The sequence below is a fragment of the Pseudomonas sp. Soil_N_39 genome, from assembly GCF_057655955.1.
In genome coordinates this window covers 201,385-225,492 of sequence record NZ_JBDGLI010000004.1, presented here as the reverse complement: position 1 = coordinate 225,492, position 24,108 = coordinate 201,385, and the positions used below count along the sequence as shown (strand labels likewise).

The window sequence follows — 24,108 nt, the reverse complement described above, 5'->3', positions numbered from 1 at the left end:
CTTTACGGCACGGCCACTGCGCAGACTTAAAAGGGTGAAATCGACAGGAGTTTCAGATGTCCGAACACATTGTCCATTTTCATTGCCAGATCGATCAGGGAACCACGGAACGCTTTCGCGACAACTGCCTGGAAGCCATCGAGAAAGGCGCCGACTCGCTGATGCTCAACCTCTCCACCGTCGGCGGCAGCACCAACTTCGGTTTTACGCTTTATACCTTCATCAAGTCCCTTCCAGTACCGGTGCGTGCGGTCAATGCCGGCAACATCGAATCGATGGGCATCATCATGTTCCTGGCGGCCAGCGACCGTACCACCACGCCGCATTCGCGTTTCCTGATTCATCCGATGAACTGGTATTTCGGCCAGAAATCCGTGGACCATTCACGCTTGCGCGAATACCTGTCCAGCCTGGACAACGACGTGGCGCGGTACGTGGAGATCTACGTCAAGGAAACCGCCGGCGCCGCGACCCAGTTGGATATCTTCAAATGCCTGTGCGCCGAGGAACGGGTGATTCCGGCCGAAAATTCCCTGGCCTTTGGCATCGCCCATCGGGTCGAACAAGTCGTGTTCCCTGTGGAAGCCAAGCATTGGAAAGTCAGCGGCGGCGAAGATTAAACCGAGGCATTAATAAATAAAATTCTGATGCCCCCCTCAATAAACTCCAGTAATCCTGTACAACTTTTAAGCGAAGCGGCTGTACAAGTTTTTTATGGCGTTATTTTCTCGGATCACCGTTCGTCGCTAACGAAGCTTTTTCATTAAACTTCCCTCGGGCATTTTCTTTCACAATTAAGCGAGGCCGTTGCTCGCTTAACCGAAATGAGGATTCTCAAAATGGCTAACACCGGAAACAAGAACCCAGGTAATTTCGCAAATGATCGTGAAAAAGCATCGGAAGCCGGGAAGAAAGGCGGCCAAGCTTCGGGCGGCAATAATTTTGCAAACGACCGGGAAAAAGCCTCTGAAGCCGGCAGGAAAGGTGGCGGACGCAGCCAAGGCGGCGGCAGAAAATCGTAACCTGGAAAACCGTCGGGGCGCAGGCACGCTGCGCCCTGGCGCTTAACCGTACCGAGGTCGCCCATGAGCAGCCAGGATCGATTCATCATCAGTTTCATCAGCAATGGCCAACCCGACAATCGCGTGGTCGAGGCCAACTCCGAGACATTGAGTGTCAGCGAAGCCGAAGCCTTATTGAGGGCGACGTTCAATGAACTCAAGGAGGTTGAACTCAGCGATGTGCAAGTTCAGAAAAAAACCAGGCCCAATGAAAAAGAGCATGGTGTGCCTGGGCATTTCAAACAGCCGTAGTTGTACTTCTCCTATATCATCACAAGCACTTCGCACCTTTCTTTGTGGCAAAGGGCTCTTGTGGCGAGGGGATTTATCCCCGTTGGGCTGCGAAGCAGTCCTTATGGAAGCAACCCGGATTTCCCTGCTCCACCAAAGTGGTCAGATGGGGCTGCTTCGCAGCCCAGCGGGGATAAATCCCCTCGCCACAAATAAATCCCTTATCACAAATTAGTATTTCCCCCTTCAATGTGCGTGTTCGCCAGTCGGATCCTTGATCTGCCACACCTGCCCTTTCTGCCAAGCATCGGCACCCGGATCAATCGCCGGCGTGTCGATACCCGCTCGGGCACGCTTTTTCGCTTCGCTGTCGACACCCATCCGAGCGTCCCGCTCGCGTACCAACTGCGGGTCAACCTGCCCATCGGCCGTGAACCCCATCATCAGCTGAGGCACCCCGTAAGGCAGTGCATTGCCCTGTTCGGTATGCCAGGTGTGCCAGGTCTTGCCGTAAGTGCCGATCAGATTTTTCATCAACCGGGTTTCCGCTGCCTGGGGAATCCCGGGCGCAATCAACTGCCCGGATTTCACCTCATGCACATGGCTGTGCCACAGCTGTTTTTCACTGGCCGGCAAACCTTCGAACAAGCGCTGGCTGATGATGTACTCGACGCCCATCAGCTTGGCACTGGAGGTATTGCCGTCGAAGATGGCGCACTGAAAGACTTCCTCGTTCAGCGCCGAGCAGTAGTGATGCGCTTCCATCTGCCCGGACATGCGCCCGTTATAGAAATGAAAACCATCGAGGTAGGTGTCCAAGGCCCGCAACGGCGGTTTGTCCTGCAGGATCCGCGCCCCGGTTTCCAGCGTCGCGGTGGTCGGGGTCTTCGCGGCGCCTGGCGCATCCACAGGCGAATCGCTCGTGCCGCCCGCGCAGCCGGTCAATCCAAAAACCGCTGCCCATAGCCATTTCCAGCTGCCATAAACACTTCGATCAGGCATGTCATCTCTCCTTTGCATGACTGATCATGAGAAAGACAGTGCCTGGGGCGGGTTTGATTTTCCTGACGGCCTACCGACGAACGGCGCGCATCGGCCGCCTCTGACCGATCAACCGGCGCTATAGGCCTGCTTCACCGTCTCGATCCAACTCGGGTCAAGGCGCGACTGTTCGCTGTCCAGGCCCAGCGCCTGCATGTTCGCCAGGTGCGCGTCGGCTTCCCGCGCCAGGGAACCCTGGGCGCTGGAGTTGGCGTCCAGCTGATGCATCTGGGCCAGCCCCAGGTGATAAAAGCGCAGCAGCTTCATGGCAGCGGGGTCCTGGGCCTGCACCCCAGCCGTCACCTGGTGCATCACGTTGGTGATTTTCATCAGGCTGCGCTTGAGCTGCCAGCCGTACACCGCGGCGGCCATCCACGGCTGCGACCAGAAATACTGGCGCATCAGCACAGCCATCGCCAGCACCGCGACAATCACCCCACCGAGGTTGAAACGAAAGTTATCGCCTCCGGGCGTCCCCAACAGCATCACGGCCAGGCTGGACAGCAGCATCGCCAGGGCCAGGAACACCACCGCGATGATCAGGGTGCTGCGGCGGGTCTGCCTGCGGTAGGTGTCGCCATCCCACGGTTTGATCTCGAACATCGCGGCGCAATTTCCTTGTACGGCATCAAAAGAGTCACGCATTATCGCCTGCCCGGTCGATTTAGCTATGCTGGGGCTCATTTTGTATCGCTACCGACTCGCCGGGCGAGGAACAAAGTCCATGGCGATAGTGCAAGGATCGTGCGATCTTTCGGTGTGGACGTTTTTTTCAAGATGCCGTCGTTGTGTGCATGGCATCGTTTTCAAGGAAAGCTGAATGACTCAAAGACATGTAATCAACGCCTCGGTCAGCCCCAAGGGCAGCCTGGAAACCTTGTCCCAACGCGAAGTCCAACAACTGAGCGAAGCCGGTTCCGGCAGCATCTACGACCTCTTCCGCCAGTGCGCCCTGGCCATCCTCAATACCGGCGCCCATGTCGATAACGCCAAGACCATCCTGGAAGCCTACAAGGACTTCGAGATCCGCATTCACCAGCAGGACCGCGGTGTACGCCTGGAGCTGCTGAACGCGCCAGCCGATGCGTTCGTCGACGGCGAAATGATCGCCAGCACCCGAGAAATGCTCTTCAGCGCCCTGCGCGACATCGTCTACACCGAGAACGAACTGGACAGCCAGCGCATCGACCTCAGCTCGTCCCAGGGCATCAGCGACTACGTGTTCCACCTGCTGCGCAACGCCCGTACCCTGCGCCCTGGCGTGGAGCCGAAAATCGTCGTGTGCTGGGGCGGTCACTCGATCAACACCGAAGAATACAAATACACCAAGAAGGTCGGCCACGAACTGGGCCTGCGCAGCCTCGACATCTGCACCGGTTGCGGCCCGGGCGTGATGAAAGGCCCGATGAAAGGCGCCACCATTGCCCACGCCAAGCAGCGCATCCATGGCGGCCGTTACCTGGGACTGACGGAGCCGGGCATCATCGCCGCCGAAGCGCCAAACCCGATCGTCAATGAGCTGGTGATCCTGCCGGACATCGAGAAACGCCTGGAAGCCTTCGTGCGTGTCGGCCACGGCATCATCATCTTCCCGGGTGGCGCCGGTACGGCGGAAGAGTTCCTGTACCTGCTGGGCATCCTGATGCATCCGGCCAACCAGGACCTGCCCTTCCCGGTTGTTCTCACCGGGCCGAAAAGCGCCGCGCCGTACCTCGACCAGTTGCATGCGTTTGTCGGTGCGACCCTGGGCGAAGCAGCGCAGAAGCACTACCAGATCATCATCGACGACCCGGCCGAAGTGGCACGGCAGATGACCCAGGGGCTCAAGGAGGTCAAGCAGTTCCGCCGCGAACGCAACGACGCCTTCCACTTCAACTGGCTGCTGAAGATCGACGAGGGCTTCCAGCGCCCGTTCGACCCGACTCACGCCAACATGGCCAGCCTGGGCCTGAGCCGCGACCTGCCCGCCCACGAACTGGCGGCCAACCTGCGCCGGGCGTTCTCGGGGATCGTGGCCGGTAACGTCAAGGACAAGGGCATCCGTCTGATCGAAGAGCACGGCCCTTACGAGATCCACGGCGACGCCGCCATCATGGAACCCCTCGACCGCCTGCTCCAGGCCTTCGTCGCCCAACACCGCATGAAACTGCCGGGCGGCGCGGCGTATGTGCCGTGCTATCGCGTGGTGACCTGACCTATCTGAGGGCCACAAATCCAATGTGGGAGCGAGCTTGCTCGCGATGGCGGTGGCACATTCAGCATTGATGCAGGCTGAACCACCGCTATCGCGAGCGAGCTCGCTCCCACAGGGGATTTGCGGTGGCTACAGAATTCGCATCAAGCCGGCGCCATCCACTTCAAGGCCCAGTCCACGGTAATCCTTGATCTGCGGATGACGGCTGACCACCGGGTGCGTGTGCGTTGCCGTTACCACCATCACGTCAGCCCCGACAGCCTCGCCTGCCCGGATTCCGGCCTCGGCGTCTTCAAACACCAGGCAGTCCTGGGGCGCCACTTGCAGGCGCTCGGCGGCCAGGCGATAGCAGGTGGGGTTGGGCTTGCCGTCGCTCACATCCTCGGCGGTGACCATCACACCGGGACGGGGGATCCCCGCCGCTTCCATCCGGCGCAAGGCCAACGCCATGGGCGCCGAGGTGACGATTGCCCAACGCTCTGGCGGCAGGCTTTCCAGGAAAGCCAGCGCACCGGGCACTTGCACCACCCCTTCGACGTCTTCGATTTCTTCGCGGGTAATCTGCTCGGCTTCCGCTTGGGCATCCACCCGCGACAGGTGCTGGCGGGCGATGGTGTCGATGGCGCGCACGCCATGGATGGTCGGCAGGAACGTCGCCACGTCCACGCCATGGCGCAGGGCCCAGCGCGTCCAGATCCGCTCGGCGGCGGCGATGGAATTGAGCAGGGTGCCATCCATGTCGAACAGGAAGGCGCGGTAGGCGATGTGAGTGGGGAGACTGGCAGGCATCGGATCCTCGGTGGCGGCGTGGCGGGTGATGGCCACTGTAACATCGTCAGGCACCGAACCTGTGGAAGCAGAACCTGTGGGAGCAAGGCTTGCCCGCGATAAAGTTGACGCGGTCTCTCAGAAACCGAGGTGTCTGCATCGCGAGCAAGCTTTGCTCCCACAGCAAGCTTTGCTCCCACAGGTTCGCACACAGGGAGTTTGTGTTGTTTTACAAAACGGCGATCTAAACGAGGCGCTCGATCGGCTGATGCTGCCAGACCAGCTTGTAGTACAGCGTCTGCAACAGCAGCATGCTCAAGTAAGCCACCGGGAACGCCATCCATACCCCTTGCAACCCGAAGTGCGCGTCCAGCAGATACGCGGCCGGCACTTGCACGGCGACGATGCAGAAAATCGAGATGACGACCGGCACCAGCACCGTGCCGCTGGCACGCATGATGCCGCCGACGATCGCCTGGAAGCCGAACACCAGCAAGCTCCAGAGCATGATATGCAGCAAGTGTTCGGCCTGGATCCGGGCCGCCGGGGCGGTGATGAACAACCCCAGCAGCCAGTGGGACAACAGATAGCCCAGCAGAACCAGCCCACCGGTGAGCCAGAGATTGATCGCGAGCCCCGTGCGCAGGATCGGCCCCAGGCGCTCCAGGCGGCCGGCACCGATGGCCTGGGCGCCGAGGATCGAGGCGGTGATGGCAATCGACAGCGCCGGAAACTGCACGTAATTGACGATCTGCGTCACCGCGCCGTAGGCCGCCGTAGCCTCGGAGCCATGGCGATTGACCAGTGCCAGGATCACCAACTCCGACAACGAGATCACCACCATCTGCAACCCCGTGGGCAGGCCAATGCGCAGCACCTTGCCAAGAATTTCCCGGTCCAGGCGCATCGCCGCGAACAACGCGCGGTCCGGCGCCAGGGCATGCTGGCGGCGACTCAGGCGCCATGCCAGCATCAGCATCGCCGACGTCGTCCCCGCCAGCCCCGCCCATGCCGCGCTCTGGATGCCCATCTGCGGCAACCCCAGCCAGCCGCGAATCAACGCTGGCGTGAGCAGCAACCCGACACTGGTGGACACCAGCAGCGCCAACATCGGTGACACCGTATCGCTCACCCCGCGCAGCAATTGGGTGAACAGCACGAAAACCAGCAACATCGGCAGGATCCACAGCATGACCCGGGCATAGGCAACGGCATCCTCCAGTACATCGGCCGGCGTGCCGAGCCCTTGCAACGCCTGACGCGCAAAGACACTGCCCAGCACCGCCGCCATCAGGCCGATAATCGCCCCCAGCAACAACGTCGAACCGGCAATCGCCTTCACCGTGCCGGTTTCGCCGGCACCGTAGGCCTGCCCGATCAGCACCCCCGCGCCCGCGCCCAGGCCGATCACCAAAGCGATAAAGAAAAACACGATGGGAAACATGCCCGACACCGACGCCAATGCCTGGGTGCCGAGCATCTGGCCGATGTAGATGCTGTTGAACGTGCCGGACATGGACTGCAGGAAGTTGGACAGAACCATGGGGATCAGGAACAGGAGATAGGTTTTCCAGAGGGGCTGGGTCGGCATGGGGACTCTGATGGCAGGTTCGAAAATCCGATGCGGGGTAATTTAGCTCAATCCATACAAATCGTTTCAGAAGATTCGGCGCAAACCGCTCCTGTGGCGAGGGAGCTTGCTCCCGCTGGGCTGCGCAGCAGCCCCAATACCTGAACACGCGGTGTATCAGGCTAACCGCCCCAGCCATTTTTGGGACCGCTTCTCGCTCCAGCGGGAGCAAGCGCCCGCGCCACGGGACTTCCACAGGTCAGGCCATCTCGACAATTTTCCAATCTCGTCTATCCTTAGATAGCACTGTGCCATTATTTTTATCGAAACCGGACGATTGGTCCTCAAGACCGGGTCGGTTTGGCAGATAACCAGTTATTCGCAAATAACCTGTTGGCAACACTGTTCAAGGACCGAACCATGACGTCGTATTCTCACGGTCATTCCCCTTCCCCATCAAAACCACGCATCCTCTGGAGTGCCGTGCTAGTGGCCATTGCCGCGAGCATTGGCGTGCTGGCGCTCAATGGCGCGAGTGGGCAAAACATCGGTTTGAGCGTGGCGATCCTGGCCTTGGGCGTCGGGGCCGGCGTATGGGGTGCGCGCTCGCAACGCCAGCAGTTCGACAGCGCCGTCGCCGCCGCCATTGCTCGCCACGACCTGCAAGGCAACGAGCATCTGGCCCATAAAACAAACGCACAACTCTACGAAGTCATCCTCGGTGCCATGCCGATCTGGGCCAAGCAGGTCGAAAGCTCCCGGCAACAGACCGAGACCGCGATCGTCTCCCTGACCAGCCGCTTCACCGGCATTTCGTCACGCCTGGAAGATACCGTGCAAGCCTCGCAACTGGCCGCTGGAGAACTGGCTGGCAGCAGCGGTGGCGGCGCCGTGCAGGTGCTGGCCCAAAGCGAAGGCGAACTGGTCAAGGTCATCGATTCCCTGAAAGCCACCCAGGCCAGCCGCGACGAAACCCTGGCCCAGGTGCGCAACCTGACGGCTTATACCGGCGAGCTGCGGACCATGGCCGCCGACGTCGCGGCGATTGCCGCGCAGACCAACCTGCTGGCCCTCAACGCCGCCATCGAAGCCGCCCGTGCCGGCGAGGCCGGGCGTGGTTTTGCCGTGGTGGCCGACGCCGTACGCAGCCTCTCGAGCAAGTCCAGCGAGACCGGCCAGCAGATGTCGGCCAAGGTCGACATCATCAACACCGCCATCACCCAATTGGTGCATGCCGCGTCCAGCGGAGCGGACCAGGACAGCCATTCGGTCAGTGCCTCCGAGCAAAGCATCCAGCAGGTACTGGAGCGCTTCAAGAGTGTCACCGGCCGCCTGGCCGACTCGGCCGACATGCTGCAACGGGAAAGCTTCGGCATTCGCGATGAACTCACCGAGGTGCTGGTCAGCCTGCAGTTCCAGGATCGGGTCAGCCAGATCCTCAGCCACGTGCGCGACAACATCGAGGACCTGCACGTGCATATGCAGCAGGCCAGTCAGTCGCCCGACGAGGCTGTCTCCATCGATGCCCGCCAATGGCTGGCACGCATGGAAACCACTTACGCCACCGACGAGCAACGCCGCAATCATCACGGCGACTCGAGCGCGCAACAGACTTCACAGGAAATAACCTTCTTTTAGGAGAGCCGCTCATGGCTAAAAGTGTATTGGTTGTCGACGACTCCGCGAGCGTTCGGCAGGTGGTTGGCATCGCATTGAAAAGTGCCGGCTACGACGTGATCGAAGCCAGCGATGGCAAGGACGCGCTGGGCAAGCTCAATGGGCAGAAAGTGCACCTGATCATTAGTGACGTGAACATGCCCAACATGGACGGCATCACCTTCGTCAAGGAGGTCAAGAAGCTGGCCAGCTACAAGTTCACGCCGATCATCATGCTCACCACCGAATCCCAGGAATCGAAGAAACAGGAAGGCCAGGCCGCCGGGGCCAAGGCCTGGGTAGTCAAGCCGTTCCAGCCGGCGCAGATGCTGGCGGCGGTGTCCAAGCTGATTCTTCCTTGAGAGCCGGAGGCTCCAATGCCGTTGCAATACGAAGCACAGGATGACACCGCCCAGGTGCACATCGACGGCGAGCTGACGATCTACACCGCGGCCGAGCTGGCCGTGCAGTGGCTGCCGCACCTGGGGGCAACGCCGCGAATGGCCCTCGATCTGTCGCAGATCACCGAGATGGACGGCGCCGGCCTGCAACTGCTGCTGATGGTGCAGCGCGAGGCCTCCAGGGCCGGGACCCAACTGACACTGACCGGCCAAAGCAAGGCCGTCACGGAGACACTTGCCCTGTGCAACCTGGTTGCCTAGGACCGCAATACGTCGGACACGACAAAGGAAATGAGCGTGAGCATCAATCTCGATCAGGCACAACAGACCTTCATCGTCGAGGCACGGGAACAGTTGCAGGCGATGGAAGAATCGCTGCTGCAACTGGAAACCGACCCCGGCGACGATGACGCCATCGGCGCGATCTTCCGGGCGGCCCACACGATCAAAGGGTCGGCCGGGCTGTTCGGCCTGGAACCGATCGTCAGCTTCACCCACATCGTCGAAGACGTGCTCGACCGCCTGCGCAACGGCAGCGTCGAGGTGGACGCCAGCCTGATCGCGGTGTTGCTCAAGTCCAGCGACCACATGCTGGAACTGATCAACGTGGCCGCCAACCAGGGCGGATCACTGCCGCCGCCGGCTCTGCAACGGGAAGTGGAGCTGTGTCAGATCCTTCAGGAATACCAGGCGCCCTCGCCGACCGCGGCGCCGACGCCTACGCAGGAAACCGCCCCCCACGAATCCGGCGAAACGCGCCTCTGGCACCTTTCCCTGCGCTTCGGCCAAGACGTGTTCCGCAACGGCATGGACCCGCTGTCGTTCCTGCGCTACCTGCAAACCCTGGGTGAAATCGTCGAGATCACCACCCTGACTGACGCCCTGCCCGCCGCCGACGCCTGGGACGCCGAGTCCTGCTATCTGGGCTTCGACATCGAGTTTCGCTCGGCCGCCAGCCACGGGGCGATCAACGAGGTGTTCGATTTCGTCCGGGAAGACTGCGAGATCGAGATCGTTGCCCAGGATGACGACATCACGCTTGCGGCCAACACCGGCCTGGTCACCACGTCGCCGGAACCGGCCGAGGAAAGCACCGCGTTGGTCGCTACCGGCGAGTTGCTGTCCGACCAGCGCAAGACGCCGCGCATGCCCGCCCAGATCGCCACTGACAAACAAGCGGTGACCAGCGACAGCAAGGGCAAGGACGGCACCTATGTGCGGGTCAATGCGGACAAGCTCGACGAGTTGATCAACCTGGTGGGCGAACTGGTCATTGCCAGCGCCGGTGCCAGCCTGCTGGCCCGTACCTGCCAAAACGACCCGTTGCAGGAAGCCACCTCGTCAGTCTCCGGGCTGGTGGAAGAAATCCTCGACGGCGCCCTGCGCCTGCGCATGATCCCCATCGGCGAAACCTTCAACCGCTTCCGTCGGGTGGTACGCGATGTCAGCCAGGAACTGGGCAAGGACATCGACCTGATCATCAGCGGCGCGGAGACCGAGCTGGACAAGACCGTGGTGGAAAAAATCGGCGACCCGCTCATGCACCTGCTGCGCAACGCCATGGACCACGGCATTGAAACCGCCGAGGCCCGGCTGGCGGCCGGCAAACCGGTCAAGGGGCACTTGCACCTCAACGCGTATCACGACTCCGGCAGCATCGTGCTGGAAATCGCCGACGACGGCGCCGGCCTGAACCGTGACCGGATCCTGGAAAAAGCCCAGGAACGTGGCCTGGTGCCGCCGGGTGCCAGCCCCACCGACCAGGAAATCTACAACCTGATTTTCGAACCCGGCTTTTCCACCGCCCAGGCCGTGACCAACCTTTCGGGGCGTGGCGTGGGCATGGACGTGGTCAAGCGCAACATCACCCTGCTGCGCGGCACCGTCGACCTGGACAGCCAGCCCGGCAAGGGCACCGTGGTGCGCATTCGCCTGCCGCTGACCCTGGCGATCATCAATGGCTTCCTGGTGGGCATCGGTCAGTCGACCTATGTGATTCCGCTGGACATGGTCCAGGAATGCATCGAGCTGAGCGAAGACGATGGACTCGCCAGTCGCGAACAAGGCTACCTCGACCTGCGCGGCGAGGTGCTGCCGCTGGTCTACCTGCGCGATCACTTCAGCCACGAAGGCCCGGCCGCGCGCCGGCAGAACGTGGTGGTGGTGCGCTACGCCGAACTCAAGGCCGGGCTAGTGGTGGATGACTTGCTGGGTGAGTTTCAGACCGTCATCAAGCCGCTGGGCAAGCTGTTTGGCGCCCTTCGCGGCATCAGTGGCTCGACCATCCTGGGCAGTGGCGCCGTGGCGTTGATTCTCGACGTACCGGCGCTGCTCACCCAGATCGCCCAGACCGAAAACCGCTACAACCCGACGCAATTACAACAAGCCAACGCTCGCTGACGCTTTAGCAATTCCATGGAGAGGTAATTCCCAATGAAATGGTTCTACGATCTTAGAATCGCCACCAAACTGATCACTTCATTTCTTGTGGTGCTGGCGCTGACCGCCGTCATGGGGGTGTTCTCGATCATTCAACTGGGCCAGGTGAACGACACCGCCCTCGACATTCGTCAAAACTGGATGCCATCCATGCGCGCCGCCTCGGGCATGCGCTTCTATGCGGCGAACTATCGCCTCAAGGAAAACCGCCATATTGCCGCCGACTCCGAACAGGAGCGCGTCGGCCTGGAGCAAGAAGCCGACGAAGCCAAAAAAGCCTTCGAAACGCGCCTGGACACTTACGAAAAACTGCTCTCCAGCGCTGAGGATCGTCAGGTCTTCGAAACCACTCGCACTGACTGGGCCGCCTACCTTGCAATCAGCAAAGACCTGCTCGCGCTGTCCCGGCAGAATCTGACCGAGCAGGCCCATGCGATGCTCAAGGGCGAGTCCAAGCGGCGGTTCGATCTGGTGACCAGCGACTTGCAAAAACTTGTCGAGCTCAACGCTGCTGGCGCGGACGTAGCCAGTGCACACGGCGTCGAGCTTTTTGAAAACGCACGCCTGTCGATCATTGCCGTACTGGCTGCCGCCCTACTGGTAGGCCTGGGCCTGGCGTTGTTCATCTCGCGCATCATTTCCCGCCCCTTGAAACTGGCCGCGACCGTTGCCGAACAATTGGCCGAAGGCAACCTGAACGCGAAAATCGAAAATGGCTCCAAGGACGAAACCGGCATGGTGCTCAATGCCATGCAGAACATGGTCGGCAAGCTCTCGCACATCATCGGCGAAGTGCGTAACGCCGCGGACAATCTCGCCAGCGCCTCCGAAGAAGTCAGCGCCACCGCGCAATCGATGAGCCAGGCCACCAGCGAACAGGCGGCCAGCGTCGAGGAAACCAGTGCGTCCATCGAGCAGATGAGTGCCAGCATCAACCAGAACACCGAGAACGCCAAGGTTACCGACGGCATGGCCAGCAAGGCCGCCAAGGAAGCCACCGACGGCGGCGAATCGGTGCAGCAGACCGTGGTGGCGATGAAGAAAATCGCCCAGCGCATCAGCATCATCGACGACATCGCCTATCAAACCAACCTGTTGGCGCTCAACGCCGCCATCGAAGCAGCCCGTGCCGGTGAACACGGCAAAGGCTTCGCCGTGGTCGCCGCCGAAGTGCGCAAGCTGGCCGAACGCAGCCAGGTGGCCGCCCAGGAAATCGGCGAGCTGTCGTCCAGCAGCGTCGACATGGCGGAAAAGGCCGGGAACCTGCTCAACGAGATGGTCCCCTCGATCAACAAGACCTCGGACCTGGTGCAGGAAATCAGCGCCGCCTCCGAAGAACAGGCCGCCGGTGTGGCGCAGATCAACACCGCCATGACCCAGCTCAACCAGGTGACCCAGCAAAACGCCTCCAGCAGCGAAGAACTGGCCGCCACCGCCGAGGAAATGAGCAGCCAGGCCGAACAGCTGCAACAGGCCATGAGCTTCTTCACCCTCGACACGCCGCCCAAGTCCGCTGTGCAAGTTGCCAGGGTCGATAACACCCCAGGTCCGTCCGGCCGCAAACCGGCGCGGGCATCGGCACCGATCATGCCCAAAGCGTTTGCCTACAACATGGCCAGCGCCCCGGACGAGTCGGAATTCACCCGGTTCTGATGGCCCGGTTCCACTGGCTTGCTTAAAGGAGAAGAAGCAATGGGCGCCATCGCGACCACACGTCAAACCGCCCTCGCGGTCGAGGAAGAAGCGCAATACCTGACGTTTATGCTCGGCACGGAGATGTTTGCCATCGGCATCCTGTGCATCAAGGAAATCATCGAGTACGGCAACCTGACCGTGGTGCCGATGATGCCGGCCTTCGTGCGCGGGGTGATCAACCTGCGGGGCGCGGTCGTGCCGGTGGTCGATCTCTCGGCTCGCTTCGGCCGGCCGAATTCGGCGATCAGCCGCCGCAGTTGCGTGGTGATCATCGAGGCGGCCAGTGCCGACGGGCAGGCCCAGGACATTGGCCTGCTGGTGGACACGGTGTCGGCGGTGCTGGAGATCCCGGCCTCGCAGATCGAGCCGCCACCGAGCTTCGGCGCGAAGATCCGCGCCGATTTCATCAGTGGCATGGCCAAGGTCGATGGCAAGTTCGTCATCGTGCTGGAGGTGGACCGCGTGTTGTCCATCGACGAAATGTCTCAACTCGCAGAAGCCAGCCCGAACGTGCTGGAAGTGGATGCCCCGTGAACGCCGACACCTGCAAGGAACGCACGGCGAGCTCGCTGGCGCTCAGTGACCGAGAGTTCGGCCAGTTCCAGTCCTGGCTCTATCAGGCCGCCGGCATCAGCCTGTCCGAGGCCAAGAAAGCCCTGGTGGCCGGGCGTTTATTCAAGCGCCTCAAGCACTATGGATTGGACAGCTACGGCGAGTATTTCAAGCTGATCATGAACGGCCAGCGCACCGATGAGCTACAGGTGGCGCTGGACCTGCTGACGACCAACGAGACCTATTTTTTCCGCGAGCCCAAGCATTTCGATTTCCTGCGCCAACACGTATTGCCCCATGCGACACCGGGCAAGACCTTCCGCCTGTGGAGCGCGGCCAGCTCATCCGGGGAAGAACCATACAGCCTGGCCATGACCCTGGCCGAAGGGCTGGGCACCACGCCCTGGGAAGTCATCGGTTCGGACATCAGCAGCCAGGTGCTGGCCAAGGCGCGCTCCGGGCATTACCCGATGGAACGTGCCCGCACCCTGCCCCAGCCACTGCTGGTGAAATATTGCCTCAAGGGCACCGGCAGCCAGCAAGGCACGTTCCTCATCGACCGGGCGTTGCGCAACCGGGTCAACTTCATCCAGGTCAACCTCAACGACACCTTGCCGGAGCTGGGGGAGTTCGACGTGATCTTCCTGCGCAACGTCATGATCTACTTCGACCAACCCACCAAAAGCAAAGTGGTTGCCCGTTTGATCCCCCGGCTCAAGTCCGGCGGGTATTTCATCGTCAGCCACTCGGAAAGCCTCAACGGCGTGTCCGATGCCTTGAAACTGGTGGCGCCCTCGATTTACCGCAAACCATGAGCGCCGCCATCAGGGCAGTGGCCGAGGAGTACCTGGCGCCAGGGGAGTTTCGCTTCGCCACCTGCCCGACTCGCCTGCGCACCATTCTCGGCTCTTGCGTGGCGATCACGTTGTGGCACCCCGAACGCCGGATCGGCGCCATGTGCCACTTCATGTTGCCCCGTCGGGTGCGCTGCTCCACTGCACTGAACGGCCTCTACGCCGACGAAGCCATCGAACTGTTCATCCGCCAGGCCCGGGCCCACCGCACCGAACCCGAGGACTACCAACTCAAGCTGTTCGGCGGCGGTGAGATGTTCCCCGAGCTGCAACGCCATGTGCCCTACGGCGATGTGGCGCGGCTGAACGTCAACGCCGCGCTGGAAATGGCCGCCCTCTATCGCCTCGACCTGATCGCCCAGGACATGGGCAGCACCGGCCACCGCAGCATCATCTTCGACCTGTGCAGCGGCGATGTGTGGGTCAGGCACCAACCCATAAGGACCCGGCACTGACCATGTCAAAAAAGATCAATGTACTGCTGGTGGATGACTCTGCCGTGGTTCGCCAGGTGTTATTGGCGATCCTGAGCGAGACACCGGACATCCACGTCATGGGCGCGGCGTCCGACCCGATTTTCGCCATGGACAAACTGGCCAAGGAATGGCCCGACGTGATCGTGCTGGACGTGGAAATGCCGCGCATGGACGGCATCACGTTCCTGAAGAAAATCATGAGCGAGCGCCCCACACCGGTGGTGATCTGCTCGTCCCTGACGCCCCGAGGCGCGGAAACCACGTTGCAGGCGATGGCCGCCGGCGCGGTGGAAATCATCACCAAGCCCACCACCGGGCTGAAGAGTTTTCTGTTGGAGTCGGCGCCGGAACTGGTCTCGGCGATCCGCGCCGCCGCCCAGGTCAACGTCCGCAACCTGGGCAAGCGCCCCGCCCCAGCCGCGCTGACGCCGGCGACCAAACTCACCGCCGACGCCATGCTGCCGGCCGCCAATGGCCACGCCATGGCGCAGACCACCGAACGCATCGTCGCCCTGGGCACCTCCACCGGCGGCACCCAGGCCCTGGAAGCGGTGCTCACCGCCCTGCCACGGGTGTGCCCGGGCATCGTTATCGTCCAGCACATGCCGGAAAAATTCACCGCCTCGTTCGCCGCCCGGCTCAACAGCCTGTGCCAGATCGAAGTGCGCGAAGCCCGTAACAACGACCGCATCCACCCGGGCCTGGCGCTCATCGCCCCGGGCGGCAAACATATGATGGTGACCCGCAGCGGCGCGTTCTATCACGTGCAAGTGGTGGACGGCCCGCTGGTCAACCGCCATCGCCCGTCGGTGGATGTGCTGTTTCGCTCAGTTGCCAAATTCGCCGGCCGCAACGCCACCGGCATCATCATGACCGGCATGGGCGACGACGGCGCCCGCGGCCTGAAGGAAATGCTCGACGCCGGCGGCAGCACCGTGGCCCAGGACGAAGCCAGCTGCGTGGTCTTCGGCATGCCCAAGGAAGCGATCAAACTCAATGCGGCGCAACGGGTGATGGGGTTGCAGGAGATTGCGCAGGTGATTTTGCATCGGTAACAAGGGCGTGACATCAAGCATGCCCGGCGCGCGATGAATGCTGCGTGATCGGGCGAAGTGCTACGGAGTCGGGCAATGAAGCGACATGGACGGTCTGTGACGGAAAAGCAAATTTCGTGTCCAGCTCGGCAACCGCTTCCATGATCTTCAGATTGATCCTCTGCTGGACGTCCATGTAGACGTTATAGCTGGCGTCCAGGACGATGTAGACCGTCTCGAACTCCAGGGCGCTCTGGCCAAAACTCTTGAAATGACACCGATCGAACCGCGCCTGGTCTTCATCCCTGATGATGGCTTCAACCCGTTGCGTAACCTGCCTGATCTGTTCGGTTGAACATTCATAAGTCAGGCGAAACTCGAACACGATCCGACGCTCCTGCAACCGCTTGTAATTCTGAATCGTGCTTCCGATCATATCGGCGTTCGCCATGACGATTTGTTCGCCCCCCAGACTTCGTATGCGGGTCGTCTTCAGGCCAACGTGCTCCACCGTACCGGCAAGCGAACCCACCACGATGAAATCGCCCACCTCGAATGGCTTGTCGACGGCAATCGACAGCGAGGCGAACACATCGCCAAGAATATTCTGGACCGCGAGTGCCACAGCGATACCACCCACGCCAAGGCTCGCCACGAAGGCCGTGATGTTAACGCCAACGTTCGACAGCATTGCGAGTAAAATCACCGCCCATAGGAGCACCCTTGCGCCCCACAGACTCAGGGTCGCCAAGGCACTGGCTTGAAATGTCCCATTCGCGCCATGGACAGAGAAATAGCGGTGCAGCAAAAGCGCCAACGCTCGGTTCGTCCATAAGCCGACCTGCAACGCGGCCACCACAAACCAAAGGCTGCTGACACGACTGAGCCAGCGCTCAGGCAAATCCAGTATGCCTATCCCGACCAGAATCGACGCCAATAACAGCAGCGTGTTGCTGGTGGCTGACAGCACTTGGCTGGCAATGTAGCTAAGATGACCATTGCCCGCACTCGCCCTTGCCTGGATTCTCCTGAAAACAAACCGGATCGCGGTTCTTGCAAACACGTAGCTGAGCACAGCAGCGCAAAATGCAAGGATCCAGCTAGCCAACGAAATACCCAGCAACGTGTACCCGGTGAAAAAACCCTCGAATCCCTCAATCATCGCTTACCCCTTGAAGTCCTGCGGCTGCGCATGGGGAACGCAGCCGCGGCAGGTAAAACGCCGCTTGATCCATCGCGCAAATCAAGTGGCCTGTTGGGGATTAGTCGTTATGAGCACCGCAGTGTTCAATGAAATCGTCATGTCGGTCGCCAGGAGAAAGCGCCAACATCCGTTGCCTATACCGGCGAAATCGTCGCCAGTACGCCGATCAATAGGGTCAGTGCCAAAAACCCACCTAAAAAAATCGCCATCTTCGTCATGCGCACTCCTGGACTAGAAAATTGCAGTACACAGCCCGCCCGATAGGCTCACCGTGTGGCTATTCTGAGGGTGGGGCGCGGGTTCGTGACAGTGGCACCTGACGCAGGAAACTACGGATCAGACGAACGCCCCCAGGCCAGCACAGGACTCGCTCAATGCAACCAGTGCCTGCTCCGCGACCGGGAACGACACAAGGCCGGAAATACTCAAGGAGGTATATCGCTCACGGGCCTCGATCACGGCTATCATTGCCGCTCGCCCTTATGACAGGCGATGTCGCAGGCCCCCCTCAAGGATTCATGTATGACTTTTCTGCCGTCACGCTCCACCCTCTTCGTCTCCAGCCTCCTGCTCAGCTCCCTGTGCTTTGCCGAAGGCGAACCGACGGACGGCAGCCTCATCAAGGACTCGACCAAGGCAGCCGTTTCAACGTTCATCACCGCTGGCAAGAACCTGCTGGGTGGCGTCAGCGAGGGCGTGCTCGATGGCCGCGAATCGGCCCAAGGCACCGATGGTGCCGCGATCATTTCCTCCGGCGAGCAAATGAAAGATCGCATCGCCGTTGAAGTGTTGAAGCTCGAACCCAGCGACGACAACGTCAGCATCACCCTCGGCTTCAAGAACAGCACCGACACCCAATTGCGCGTAGTCAACCTCGGCCAGACCGGCGTGCTGCTGGCCATCGACCAGGCGGGTTACTCCAACCGCCTCACCGGCCTGGACAACCCGGACGAAGTCACTATTCCGCCGAAGACCGCCGTGCGGCAGAAGTTTGTTTTTGAAGGCATGAACGAGGCAGTCAGTTCGGTACGGATGTGGGGGCAGGATTACTCGGTCAAGAAGTAATGAGGCAGCGTGTCCGGGTAACAAGCCTGGTTCTCGCCATGTGCATGCTTGTGGCTTGCGAATACGGTGCGGAGCCGGACCCGCTGAAAAACGCACTGCTCGACGCTCCACCTGAGCTCGTTTTCAAGGGCATGCTCAATGGGCAGTTTGCTCACTTGGTTGTTCACGATTGTGCGGCTTACAAGATCGAAGGCCAGTCAGCGAAAGACATGACCTGGACCGTGGTGCTGGAAACGGAGCCCTACCCTTTTTTCACCAGTTGCTCGCGGCAGTCGCTGAGTAAGGGAAAGGAGACTGTCACGGTTGAGCTGGGGCGTATGGCATTTGGAGCCGGTGGATGCTGCGCCACTGGGGGAACCTACCGCACGAGCGATGGCCGAGGATGGAAAAAGTTGTAGGCACAACGCAACCTGTGGCGAGGGGATTTATCCCCGCTGGGCTGCGCAGCAGCCCCAAAAAAAGCCGCTACAACATCCAACCTCATTGTCTAAACCCACGACAGAATCATCTGACTCTTGCCCCACTCCCCGGCTCAAGCCTCAACGCCAGCACGCTCACCAACACAATCACCGCCCCCACAATAACCATCGCTGACGGGCGCTCGGCCAGCACCAAAGAAGCCATCAACATCGCCGTGGGCGGTATCAGGTAAAGCGCCATGGAAGCGCGACTCACGTTGCTGTGCCCCAGCACGTAAGCCCAAGCAAGGTACGCCAGGGCGCTGGGAAAAATACCGAGAACCAACACCGCAAGATTCACCGAAGCCGAAGCCTGTCGCGCCGCGCTCAACATGCCCGGCGCAAAAATGAACAACAGAACCGTGCCCGACCAAACGGTGTAACAAACCAGGGTCAAACCGTCATAACGATGGCAATGGCGCTTCTGCAAAGCAAAATACAGGCTCCAGGACAGCGCCGCCAACAGGATCAAGAGTCCATGGGCGTCCAGGTCACCCAAGCCACGATCCCCCGCGACCACCACGCCAGCGCCAAGCAAGCCGCACAGCACACACCCCCACTGCCAACCACTGACCCTGTCCTTGAAGACAAAATGCGCCAGCAGCGTACTGAACAACGGCGTGGACTGGGCCAGCACACTGGCCGCCCCGGCGCTGACGCCCCGCTGACCGTAATTGAGGGCGATGTGGTGCAGGCTGACGGCAAAGAAACCCAACACCGCCAACAATGGCAAATCCCTGAGACGTGGCCAGGAAATACCCTTCACCATCGCCACAAGGGCCATGAACACTGAAGCGATGAGAAAACGCATCAGCGCCAGTTGACCGGGTTCATAAGCCTGCAAGCCAATGCGAATACCAATCGGCGAATAGGCCCAGCAAACGATCACCAACAGCGTCGCCAGGATAACCTTCACACCGGTTTTGCCGGAGGAACCTTCAACCAGCGCAAAACGCGTTTCCATCTAGAGTTCCTGCTCACTGGCCGATTTGCCTCGAAGTATCGAAACCACCCCACCTCAGCACAAGTGACTTAAACTCAGCCCATCATTCACTTTTGGTGAGCCATGGAACTGTCTCAACTGCGCATGCTCAAGACGGTCTGCGACACCGGCAGCATCGCCCGCGCCGCCGAAGTGCTGCACTGTGTGCCGTCCAACATCACTGCTCGCCTCAAGTCCCTGGAACGGGAACTCGGCACGCCGCTGTTTTTCCGCGAAGGTCGTGGGCTGCGGGTCAGCCCGGCGGGCGAAGTGTTTCTGGAGTACGCGACAAAAATACTGAGCCTGACGGAAGAAGCCCGCCGCGCAGTCGCTCCCACCCGCGCACCGAGCGGCCCACTGCGCATCGGCGCGATCGAGTCCAGCGCCACCGGGCGTCTGCCTCAGTTGCTCGCCAAATACCACGCGCAGTATCCGCAGGTGTCGCTGGAACTGAGCACCGGCACCTGGGCGCAGTTGCTGGACGATATCCAACATCACCGGCTCGATGGCGTGATCGTAGCGGTGGACATCGAACGGCCTGGACTCAAGCGAGCCGTGATGTACCGCGAAGACCTGGTGCTCATCGCCTCCGAGTCCCACGGTCCGCTGCGTAGCGCCGCCGATTTGCAAGGCAAGGCGATCTTCATGTGGCCCACGGGCTGTCCGTACCGCTTGGCGCTGGAGCAGTGGCTGCTGCGTCATGACCAAGTGCAACCGATCACCAGCATTGCCAGTTATGGCGCCATTGTTGGTTGTGTCAGTGCGGGTGCAGGCGTCTCTCTGGTGCCTCGGGGGATCTATGAGCAATACCATCAGGGGGCGGGTTGGACGGGGTATGAATTTCCTGAGCTAACGGGGATTGATAACCTTTTTTACTGGCATGAAAACGCTGGGAAGCATCCTGCCAGAGAGGCGTTTTTGACGATGCTGCAAACGGAGCTCGGAGCGTAACCATCCCCAACCGCCTCGGCGCAACGGGAGGGAGCATTTGGTTGCGTTGGCCGAGGCGACGGGGATGTCGAAGCGGGAGCTGATGCCGGTGGAGGCGGCGGCGCTTGATGGGTTCAAGGCGCAGGGAATTGTATCGGGGACTCATTGGGAGTGAGTTGTGATGATTCTTCTACGAGCTCCGTATCGACGCCGGACCACCAACAATGCCAACGGGGCATTGTCGGTCATCTGGACTCTGCCGTGTTCGCGGCGCTATGCAATAGCTATTTCATGCTTTCAAGGGAATATTTCGCATCGTCACCAGCGCCGTGGCGCAGAGGGTTTCCTTACCTTGTTTCACGGCAAATAAATCGGCAGCCGCAACCGTGGTGTTGTTCGACGCATTGATGACTCTCCCCCTGGCTAGTAGTTTTTCACCGTCAGCCGGGGCAATTAATTTGACGGTGAAATCAGTGGTCATATTGATCCAGCCAGGCGGCAGCAGAGTCCCAGCGGCCGAGCCTCCAGCAAAATCTGCCAATGCTCCGACGATGCCACCTTGAAAGTAGCCATTATGCTGAGTGAGTTCTTTGCGCGCTGGCTGTTCGATTTCACAATGACCTGGCTTCAGATAATTGTAATGAAACCCCAGCAACTGCGCTGCTGGCATACTGAGTACTGCGCGTTGGACGTGCTTGTCGAAGTCGGGATTGCTTGCAGCGAAATCTTCCATGAATTCATCCTTATAGTAGGCATTTGTGTGGTTTTCAGCAGTTTGCCTGGCATTAACAAAGCAGTTGTGCTCGATATCATGTCTTTATTCGGCCTGTCACATGTAGCTCTCCTTGGTGAATAAAACCAAGGTCTCCTGTACGTCAATAAGCCGGTTGAATGTCGCCTGATAAACGCTTTGCGAACGTGTCTGCAGAGAGAGGTTCCTGATTCCAATAACCCCGTGCGAGAGGGCCTTGAGTGTAATGATCAGACGTGGCGAGCAGTCATCATTGCGCCGAGGCTGTTCAACGAGATCAACCACCAGCTCCCGGGCTGCATCGGGAATTCGTAACGTTTCACCATCGTGACCTCCTGCCTTCGATGGGCACGAACTCTACCGAATGTTTGTGTTTAGCGGCGGTGGCGGCGGTTTCAAAGGATTTCGTACAGAACCTAACGAAGATTCCAATCATTAACACGGAGTCAACATTGGAAATAACCCCCGACTTCATCCTCGATGAAACGCCCCATTGGGTAGTCAACCACCACCTGGCATCCGCCCTGCCCGGCTACCTCATGCTCGGTTCCAAACACCACGTTAACTCACTGGCCCAATTGCCCGGACCTGCACTCGCAGAGCTGGGTGGCCTAATGGCAAACATCCAGAGCGTTCTTGAAACACAACTGAACCCCAAATGGCTTTACATCAGCCGTTTCGGCCACGATCCCCGCTACCCCATCCACTTCCATTTCATTCCGGTGTACGACTGGGTCGAAGAGCTGTTCTGGAAAGATGCGCGGTACCGACTGCTGGAGACCTTTGGGACTCAAGAGAACATCCAGACATTAACCGATGGCGCGGAGCTGACATTGTTCATCTGGCGTGAATTCGGTGCAGAGCCGCATGTACAACGACATCTCGCTGGCTAATGGCAATAAATACCGGCTCAAGCAAGGCAGCTACGCTGTCACGGACCTGATGGCCGGTTATCGGGTCAGCCAGAACCTGGACTTGCAGGTCAACGCCAACAACATCTTCGACCGCAGTTACTACTCGACCATCGCCAACTCCGTGAGTTACGGCGGTGATGCCTACGGCAGCCCGCGCAATATGATGTTGACCGCCAAGTACAGTTTCTAGAAAAAAAACAGGCAAAAGGGGGCATGACATGGAACGCCCCCTTTCCGTCTAAAGCATGCACTTACGATCATTCTTATGGTCTACCGGAAGCCGCCAACGGCATCACCTACCCCATCCCCACCAGAGGCAAAATCATATGAAAATGGCTGCCATTTTTGTACTCACCTGGATTGGCTTCTGCTCAGTGGGAGCATTTGCCGGTGATCGGCACAAGGACTATCAAGAGGCAAACAGGCGCTACTGGGAACGCCAACAGGAAATGAATAGAGCAGAAAACAGGAAACACCGCGAACGCCATGAAGAGAGGGAGCGGGAAGAACGCAAGCATTTTGAAGACATGCAGCGGGAAAATGCCAAGCGTAGAGCGGAGCTCTATCAAGAGCGGTAGAAAGCCTGCCACCCTTGACTTCATCAGGCGCCTGGCTATGTCTTGCCTACATGTCCAGAATTGAACTGGCCTCCAGCAAGCAGAGGCGTATTCCTCAGCAGCAAATCAGGACCAGACCACAATATGACAACCATGGACTGACCCAGCTATGCGATTTTGCAGGATCTAGTTGCCGTTACAAAATATCTGGAAAAACCAAGTTTGAAAGTTCCTTGAAATTATTAGCATCAAGAAAACTCATATCCTGCTTCGCGATCATGCGTCCAGGATAGCTTTTTTTCTTTCTTTCAAAAGCTGTGGAAACGAAGCCATGGTTACCGACCATTCTAAGCGCCTTTGAGATACGCTCAGGATAGCTCTTACCTGCCCACTTCCGAAGGGTAGCTTCTGGCGCACCACGCAAGTTCAGCTCCTCACAAACCGCCTCTTGAACAAACCTACCAAGATCACAGGATGCGATTAGCCGAGCATCAATTGCGGCTAGATACCGCATGAGTATGGACACGAGTGTAGAAATATCCTTAAGAGACGGCTCGCTCTTAGAACTGTATCGCTCAAGGGTTTTTTCGAAGTCTATACCGGCATGCTCTGCCGCCAGATACTCCTTGTCCGCGATCAAGTCCGAAGCGACCTTGGGATCTAGCGGATCCGTATCCATGTCGTGTACGAGTACATTGCGCCATGCAACCAATAGAACCACAGCCGAATGATAGGACGGTCTTAGGGAAATTGCGGAAATGGCAGCTCCGTTCAAGGTTTGAGCGTGGGAAAAAAGCCCACCACAACGAGCATTCAACGATAGCGTTTTTTGTTTGCCACAGAATTTTTCCGAAAAGTCGCGCAGGACAGACTTGATCTCGGATGGGCGATCAATGACCTCATTCAGTCGTTTTTCGAGTGTTGATATGCCAGCTGACGTGAGCGCCTGGCCCTTTTGGATAATCTGCGGCTCTTTTCTCAGCACTGAACGTAAAGTCATATCAGCCAGTGGGCTCGGACCAACACCTAGGTCCTCAAGGTAATGATCCAGAGCATCACAGGCTGTTACCATCAAAGACTTTATTGCAAACCCTCTTGCCTCACGCTCAGCCTGGATGAGATCTCCAGGCGCCCAGCTAACAGCAAGATCCTTGGGTTTCAACGCGATCCCTGCACCGACCCCGCATAAGCCGATCACGACACTGTTCAGGTTTCGCACCGGATTGCCAAGCTTGGTACGGAACAGCTTCAAAGCTCGCGTACGTAAAATTATAG

General features: G+C 59.6%; 25 protein-coding genes and 2 pseudogenes. 18 read left to right on the top strand and 9 right to left on the bottom strand.

Going from position 1 to position 24,108, the window contains the following annotated elements; translation table 11 throughout:
• The first annotated feature begins 56 nt into the window (after nt 1-56).
• The 3 genes from AC3A5O_RS08260 (at nt 57) to AC3A5O_RS08250 (ending at nt 1,313) form a co-directional block, all read left to right on the top strand.
• Complete coding sequence (locus AC3A5O_RS08260; RefSeq protein ID WP_092328079.1) at nt 57-620, top strand: ATP-dependent Clp protease proteolytic subunit; 564 nt, start codon at nt 57-59, stop codon at nt 618-620.
• 219 nt (nt 621-839) lie between these two features.
• Nucleotides 840-1,022: a con-10 family general stress protein gene (locus AC3A5O_RS08255; protein ID WP_122566259.1), complete on the top strand. Its 183-nt coding sequence runs from the start codon at nt 840-842 to the stop codon at nt 1,020-1,022.
• Between the two features lie 63 nt (nt 1,023-1,085).
• Entirely contained in the window at nt 1,086-1,313 is a 228-nt protein-coding gene (locus tag AC3A5O_RS08250; protein WP_305467544.1) for a hypothetical protein, read from the top strand.
• A gap of 225 nt (nt 1,314-1,538) precedes the next feature.
• Here AC3A5O_RS08250 and AC3A5O_RS08245 read toward each other — a convergent pair whose 3' ends face one another.
• The gene (locus AC3A5O_RS08245; protein ID WP_305467545.1) at nt 1,539-2,294 is read right to left on the bottom strand and encodes an OBAP family protein; all 756 of its coding nucleotides are present in this window, start codon (nt 2,292-2,294) and stop codon (nt 1,539-1,541) included.
• Nucleotides 2,295-2,402: 108 nt separating this feature from the next.
• Nucleotides 2,403-2,936: a DUF3087 family protein gene (locus tag AC3A5O_RS08240; protein ID WP_305481804.1), complete on the bottom strand. Its 534-nt coding sequence runs from the start codon at nt 2,934-2,936 to the stop codon at nt 2,403-2,405.
• 217 nt (nt 2,937-3,153) lie between these two features.
• On the opposite strand from AC3A5O_RS08240, the gene ppnN reads away from it, so the two are divergent.
• On the top strand, nt 3,154-4,527 hold the full coding sequence (ppnN, locus tag AC3A5O_RS08235; protein WP_122566255.1) for a nucleotide 5'-monophosphate nucleosidase PpnN: 1,374 nt from the start codon (nt 3,154-3,156) through the stop codon (nt 4,525-4,527).
• A gap of 129 nt (nt 4,528-4,656) precedes the next feature.
• Here the strand turns inward: ppnN and AC3A5O_RS08230 are convergent, their stop codons facing one another.
• Both AC3A5O_RS08230 and AC3A5O_RS08225 read right to left on the bottom strand, forming a co-directional pair.
• Nucleotides 4,657-5,316 carry an HAD family hydrolase gene (locus AC3A5O_RS08230; protein WP_487753089.1) on the bottom strand — a complete coding sequence of 220 codons (660 nt, stop codon included), beginning with the start codon at nt 5,314-5,316 and terminating at the stop codon, nt 4,657-4,659.
• 223 nt (nt 5,317-5,539) lie between these two features.
• Nucleotides 5,540-6,886, bottom strand: coding sequence for an MATE family efflux transporter (locus AC3A5O_RS08225; RefSeq protein ID WP_122566254.1), 1,347 nt, complete (start codon nt 6,884-6,886; stop codon nt 5,540-5,542).
• Between the two features lie 672 nt (nt 6,887-7,558).
• On the opposite strand from AC3A5O_RS08225, the pseudogene AC3A5O_RS08220 reads away from it, so the two are divergent.
• From AC3A5O_RS08220 to AC3A5O_RS08180, 9 genes and pseudogenes are all read left to right on the top strand, one after another.
• Nucleotides 7,559-8,503 (top strand): annotated as a pseudogene (locus AC3A5O_RS08220) (methyl-accepting chemotaxis protein); the annotation flags it as partial.
• Nucleotides 8,504-8,514: 11 nt separating this feature from the next.
• Entirely contained in the window at nt 8,515-8,883 is a 369-nt protein-coding gene (locus tag AC3A5O_RS08215) for a response regulator (protein ID WP_003203044.1), read from the top strand.
• A gap of 15 nt (nt 8,884-8,898) precedes the next feature.
• Complete coding sequence (locus tag AC3A5O_RS08210) at nt 8,899-9,183, top strand: STAS domain-containing protein (RefSeq protein WP_122566252.1); 285 nt, start codon at nt 8,899-8,901, stop codon at nt 9,181-9,183.
• Between the two features lie 36 nt (nt 9,184-9,219).
• Complete coding sequence (locus AC3A5O_RS08205; RefSeq protein ID WP_122566314.1) at nt 9,220-11,322, top strand: chemotaxis protein CheA; 2,103 nt, start codon at nt 9,220-9,222, stop codon at nt 11,320-11,322.
• Nucleotides 11,323-11,355: 33 nt separating this feature from the next.
• Nucleotides 11,356-13,014, top strand: coding sequence for a methyl-accepting chemotaxis protein (locus AC3A5O_RS08200; RefSeq protein WP_487753088.1), 1,659 nt, complete (start codon nt 11,356-11,358; stop codon nt 13,012-13,014).
• Nucleotides 13,015-13,053: 39 nt separating this feature from the next.
• Nucleotides 13,054-13,590 carry a chemotaxis protein CheW gene (locus AC3A5O_RS08195; protein ID WP_122566250.1) on the top strand — a complete coding sequence of 179 codons (537 nt, stop codon included), beginning with the start codon at nt 13,054-13,056 and terminating at the stop codon, nt 13,588-13,590.
• The gene (locus tag AC3A5O_RS08190) at nt 13,587-14,423 is read left to right on the top strand and encodes a CheR family methyltransferase (RefSeq protein ID WP_163006739.1); all 837 of its coding nucleotides are present in this window, start codon (nt 13,587-13,589) and stop codon (nt 14,421-14,423) included. Before AC3A5O_RS08195 ends, AC3A5O_RS08190 begins: the two co-directional genes overlap by 4 nt.
• On the top strand, nt 14,420-14,917 hold the full coding sequence (gene cheD, locus AC3A5O_RS08185; protein ID WP_305467554.1) for a chemoreceptor glutamine deamidase CheD: 498 nt from the start codon (nt 14,420-14,422) through the stop codon (nt 14,915-14,917). The genes AC3A5O_RS08190 and cheD overlap by 4 nt, the downstream gene beginning before the upstream one ends.
• Nucleotides 14,918-14,919: 2 nt before the next feature.
• On the top strand, nt 14,920-15,993 hold the full coding sequence (locus tag AC3A5O_RS08180; RefSeq protein ID WP_122566248.1) for a protein-glutamate methylesterase/protein-glutamine glutaminase: 1,074 nt from the start codon (nt 14,920-14,922) through the stop codon (nt 15,991-15,993).
• A 13-nt stretch (nt 15,994-16,006) separates the two neighbouring features.
• On the opposite strand, the gene AC3A5O_RS08175 is transcribed toward AC3A5O_RS08180, so the two are convergent.
• Both AC3A5O_RS08175 and AC3A5O_RS08170 read right to left on the bottom strand, forming a co-directional pair.
• A complete protein-coding gene (locus AC3A5O_RS08175) occupies nt 16,007-17,134 on the bottom strand; it encodes a mechanosensitive ion channel family protein (protein ID WP_487753087.1) in 1,128 nt (375 codons plus the stop codon).
• A 378-nt stretch (nt 17,135-17,512) separates the two neighbouring features.
• A complete protein-coding gene (locus AC3A5O_RS08170; RefSeq protein ID WP_277343017.1) occupies nt 17,513-17,644 on the bottom strand; it encodes a hypothetical protein in 132 nt (43 codons plus the stop codon).
• Nucleotides 17,645-17,698: 54 nt separating this feature from the next.
• On the opposite strand from AC3A5O_RS08170, the gene AC3A5O_RS08165 reads away from it, so the two are divergent.
• The gene (locus tag AC3A5O_RS08165; RefSeq protein ID WP_122566246.1) at nt 17,699-18,241 is read left to right on the top strand and encodes a hypothetical protein; all 543 of its coding nucleotides are present in this window, start codon (nt 17,699-17,701) and stop codon (nt 18,239-18,241) included.
• Nucleotides 18,242-18,745: 504 nt separating this feature from the next.
• On the opposite strand, the gene AC3A5O_RS08160 is transcribed toward AC3A5O_RS08165, so the two are convergent.
• Nucleotides 18,746-19,663 (bottom strand): DMT family transporter, encoded by a 918-nt coding sequence (locus AC3A5O_RS08160; protein ID WP_487753086.1) that lies wholly within the window; start codon nt 19,661-19,663, stop codon nt 18,746-18,748.
• A gap of 102 nt (nt 19,664-19,765) precedes the next feature.
• Here AC3A5O_RS08160 and AC3A5O_RS08155 point away from each other — a divergent pair, with 102 nt between their 5' ends.
• Nucleotides 19,766-20,632, top strand: coding sequence for a LysR family transcriptional regulator (locus tag AC3A5O_RS08155; protein ID WP_487753085.1), 867 nt, complete (start codon nt 19,766-19,768; stop codon nt 20,630-20,632).
• Between the two features lie 268 nt (nt 20,633-20,900).
• Here AC3A5O_RS08155 and AC3A5O_RS08150 read toward each other — a convergent pair whose 3' ends face one another.
• Nucleotides 20,901-21,344, bottom strand: coding sequence for a PaaI family thioesterase (locus AC3A5O_RS08150; RefSeq protein ID WP_305481807.1), 444 nt, complete (start codon nt 21,342-21,344; stop codon nt 20,901-20,903).
• 470 nt (nt 21,345-21,814) lie between these two features.
• Here AC3A5O_RS08150 and AC3A5O_RS08145 point away from each other — a divergent pair, with 470 nt between their 5' ends.
• The 3 genes and pseudogenes from AC3A5O_RS08145 to AC3A5O_RS08135 all read left to right on the top strand — a co-directional run bounded on the left by AC3A5O_RS08145 (nt 21,815) and on the right by AC3A5O_RS08135 (nt 22,854).
• The gene (locus AC3A5O_RS08145; protein ID WP_487753132.1) at nt 21,815-22,255 is read left to right on the top strand and encodes an HIT family protein; all 441 of its coding nucleotides are present in this window, start codon (nt 21,815-21,817) and stop codon (nt 22,253-22,255) included.
• Nucleotides 22,215-22,466: pseudogene (locus AC3A5O_RS08140) on the top strand (TonB-dependent receptor domain-containing protein); the annotation flags it as partial. The gene AC3A5O_RS08145 and the pseudogene AC3A5O_RS08140, both read left to right, overlap by 41 nt.
• Before the next feature lie 136 nt (nt 22,467-22,602).
• Nucleotides 22,603-22,854: a hypothetical protein gene (locus AC3A5O_RS08135; protein ID WP_122566236.1), complete on the top strand. Its 252-nt coding sequence runs from the start codon at nt 22,603-22,605 to the stop codon at nt 22,852-22,854.
• A 175-nt stretch (nt 22,855-23,029) separates the two neighbouring features.
• On the opposite strand, the gene AC3A5O_RS08130 is transcribed toward AC3A5O_RS08135, so the two are convergent.
• Entirely contained in the window at nt 23,030-24,085 is a 1,056-nt protein-coding gene (locus AC3A5O_RS08130) for a hypothetical protein (protein ID WP_305481809.1), read from the bottom strand.
• Nucleotides 24,086-24,108: the final 23 nt, after the last annotated feature.

What these genes read in the sequence shown, in the direction of transcription:
- AC3A5O_RS08260 (WP_092328079.1), top strand. Translation starts at nt 57, where the DNA reads ATGTCCGAACACATTGTCCATTTTCATTGCCAGATCGATCAGGGAACC.
- AC3A5O_RS08255 (WP_122566259.1), top strand. Translation starts at nt 840, where the DNA reads ATGGCTAACACCGGAAACAAGAACCCAGGTAATTTCGCAAATGATCGT.
- AC3A5O_RS08250 (WP_305467544.1), top strand. Translation starts at nt 1,086, where the DNA reads ATGAGCAGCCAGGATCGATTCATCATCAGTTTCATCAGCAATGGCCAA.
- AC3A5O_RS08245 (WP_305467545.1), bottom strand. Translation starts at nt 2,294, where the DNA reads ATGCCTGATCGAAGTGTTTATGGCAGCTGGAAATGGCTATGGGCAGCG.
- AC3A5O_RS08240 (WP_305481804.1), bottom strand. Translation starts at nt 2,936, where the DNA reads ATGTTCGAGATCAAACCGTGGGATGGCGACACCTACCGCAGGCAGACC.
- ppnN (WP_122566255.1), top strand. Translation starts at nt 3,154, where the DNA reads ATGACTCAAAGACATGTAATCAACGCCTCGGTCAGCCCCAAGGGCAGC.
- AC3A5O_RS08230 (WP_487753089.1), bottom strand. Translation starts at nt 5,316, where the DNA reads ATGCCTGCCAGTCTCCCCACTCACATCGCCTACCGCGCCTTCCTGTTC.
- AC3A5O_RS08225 (WP_122566254.1), bottom strand. Translation starts at nt 6,886, where the DNA reads ATGCCGACCCAGCCCCTCTGGAAAACCTATCTCCTGTTCCTGATCCCC.
- AC3A5O_RS08215 (WP_003203044.1), top strand. Translation starts at nt 8,515, where the DNA reads ATGGCTAAAAGTGTATTGGTTGTCGACGACTCCGCGAGCGTTCGGCAG.
- AC3A5O_RS08210 (WP_122566252.1), top strand. Translation starts at nt 8,899, where the DNA reads ATGCCGTTGCAATACGAAGCACAGGATGACACCGCCCAGGTGCACATC.
- AC3A5O_RS08200 (WP_487753088.1), top strand. Translation starts at nt 11,356, where the DNA reads ATGAAATGGTTCTACGATCTTAGAATCGCCACCAAACTGATCACTTCA.
- AC3A5O_RS08195 (WP_122566250.1), top strand. Translation starts at nt 13,054, where the DNA reads ATGGGCGCCATCGCGACCACACGTCAAACCGCCCTCGCGGTCGAGGAA.
- cheD (WP_305467554.1), top strand. Translation starts at nt 14,420, where the DNA reads ATGAGCGCCGCCATCAGGGCAGTGGCCGAGGAGTACCTGGCGCCAGGG.
- AC3A5O_RS08180 (WP_122566248.1), top strand. Translation starts at nt 14,920, where the DNA reads ATGTCAAAAAAGATCAATGTACTGCTGGTGGATGACTCTGCCGTGGTT.
- AC3A5O_RS08175 (WP_487753087.1), bottom strand. Translation starts at nt 17,134, where the DNA reads ATGATTGAGGGATTCGAGGGTTTTTTCACCGGGTACACGTTGCTGGGT.
- AC3A5O_RS08170 (WP_277343017.1), bottom strand. Translation starts at nt 17,644, where the DNA reads ATGATAGCCGTGATCGAGGCCCGTGAGCGATATACCTCCTTGAGTATT.
- AC3A5O_RS08165 (WP_122566246.1), top strand. Translation starts at nt 17,699, where the DNA reads ATGACTTTTCTGCCGTCACGCTCCACCCTCTTCGTCTCCAGCCTCCTG.
- AC3A5O_RS08160 (WP_487753086.1), bottom strand. Translation starts at nt 19,663, where the DNA reads ATGGAAACGCGTTTTGCGCTGGTTGAAGGTTCCTCCGGCAAAACCGGT.
- AC3A5O_RS08155 (WP_487753085.1), top strand. Translation starts at nt 19,766, where the DNA reads ATGGAACTGTCTCAACTGCGCATGCTCAAGACGGTCTGCGACACCGGC.
- AC3A5O_RS08150 (WP_305481807.1), bottom strand. Translation starts at nt 21,344, where the DNA reads ATGGAAGATTTCGCTGCAAGCAATCCCGACTTCGACAAGCACGTCCAA.
- AC3A5O_RS08135 (WP_122566236.1), top strand. Translation starts at nt 22,603, where the DNA reads ATGAAAATGGCTGCCATTTTTGTACTCACCTGGATTGGCTTCTGCTCA.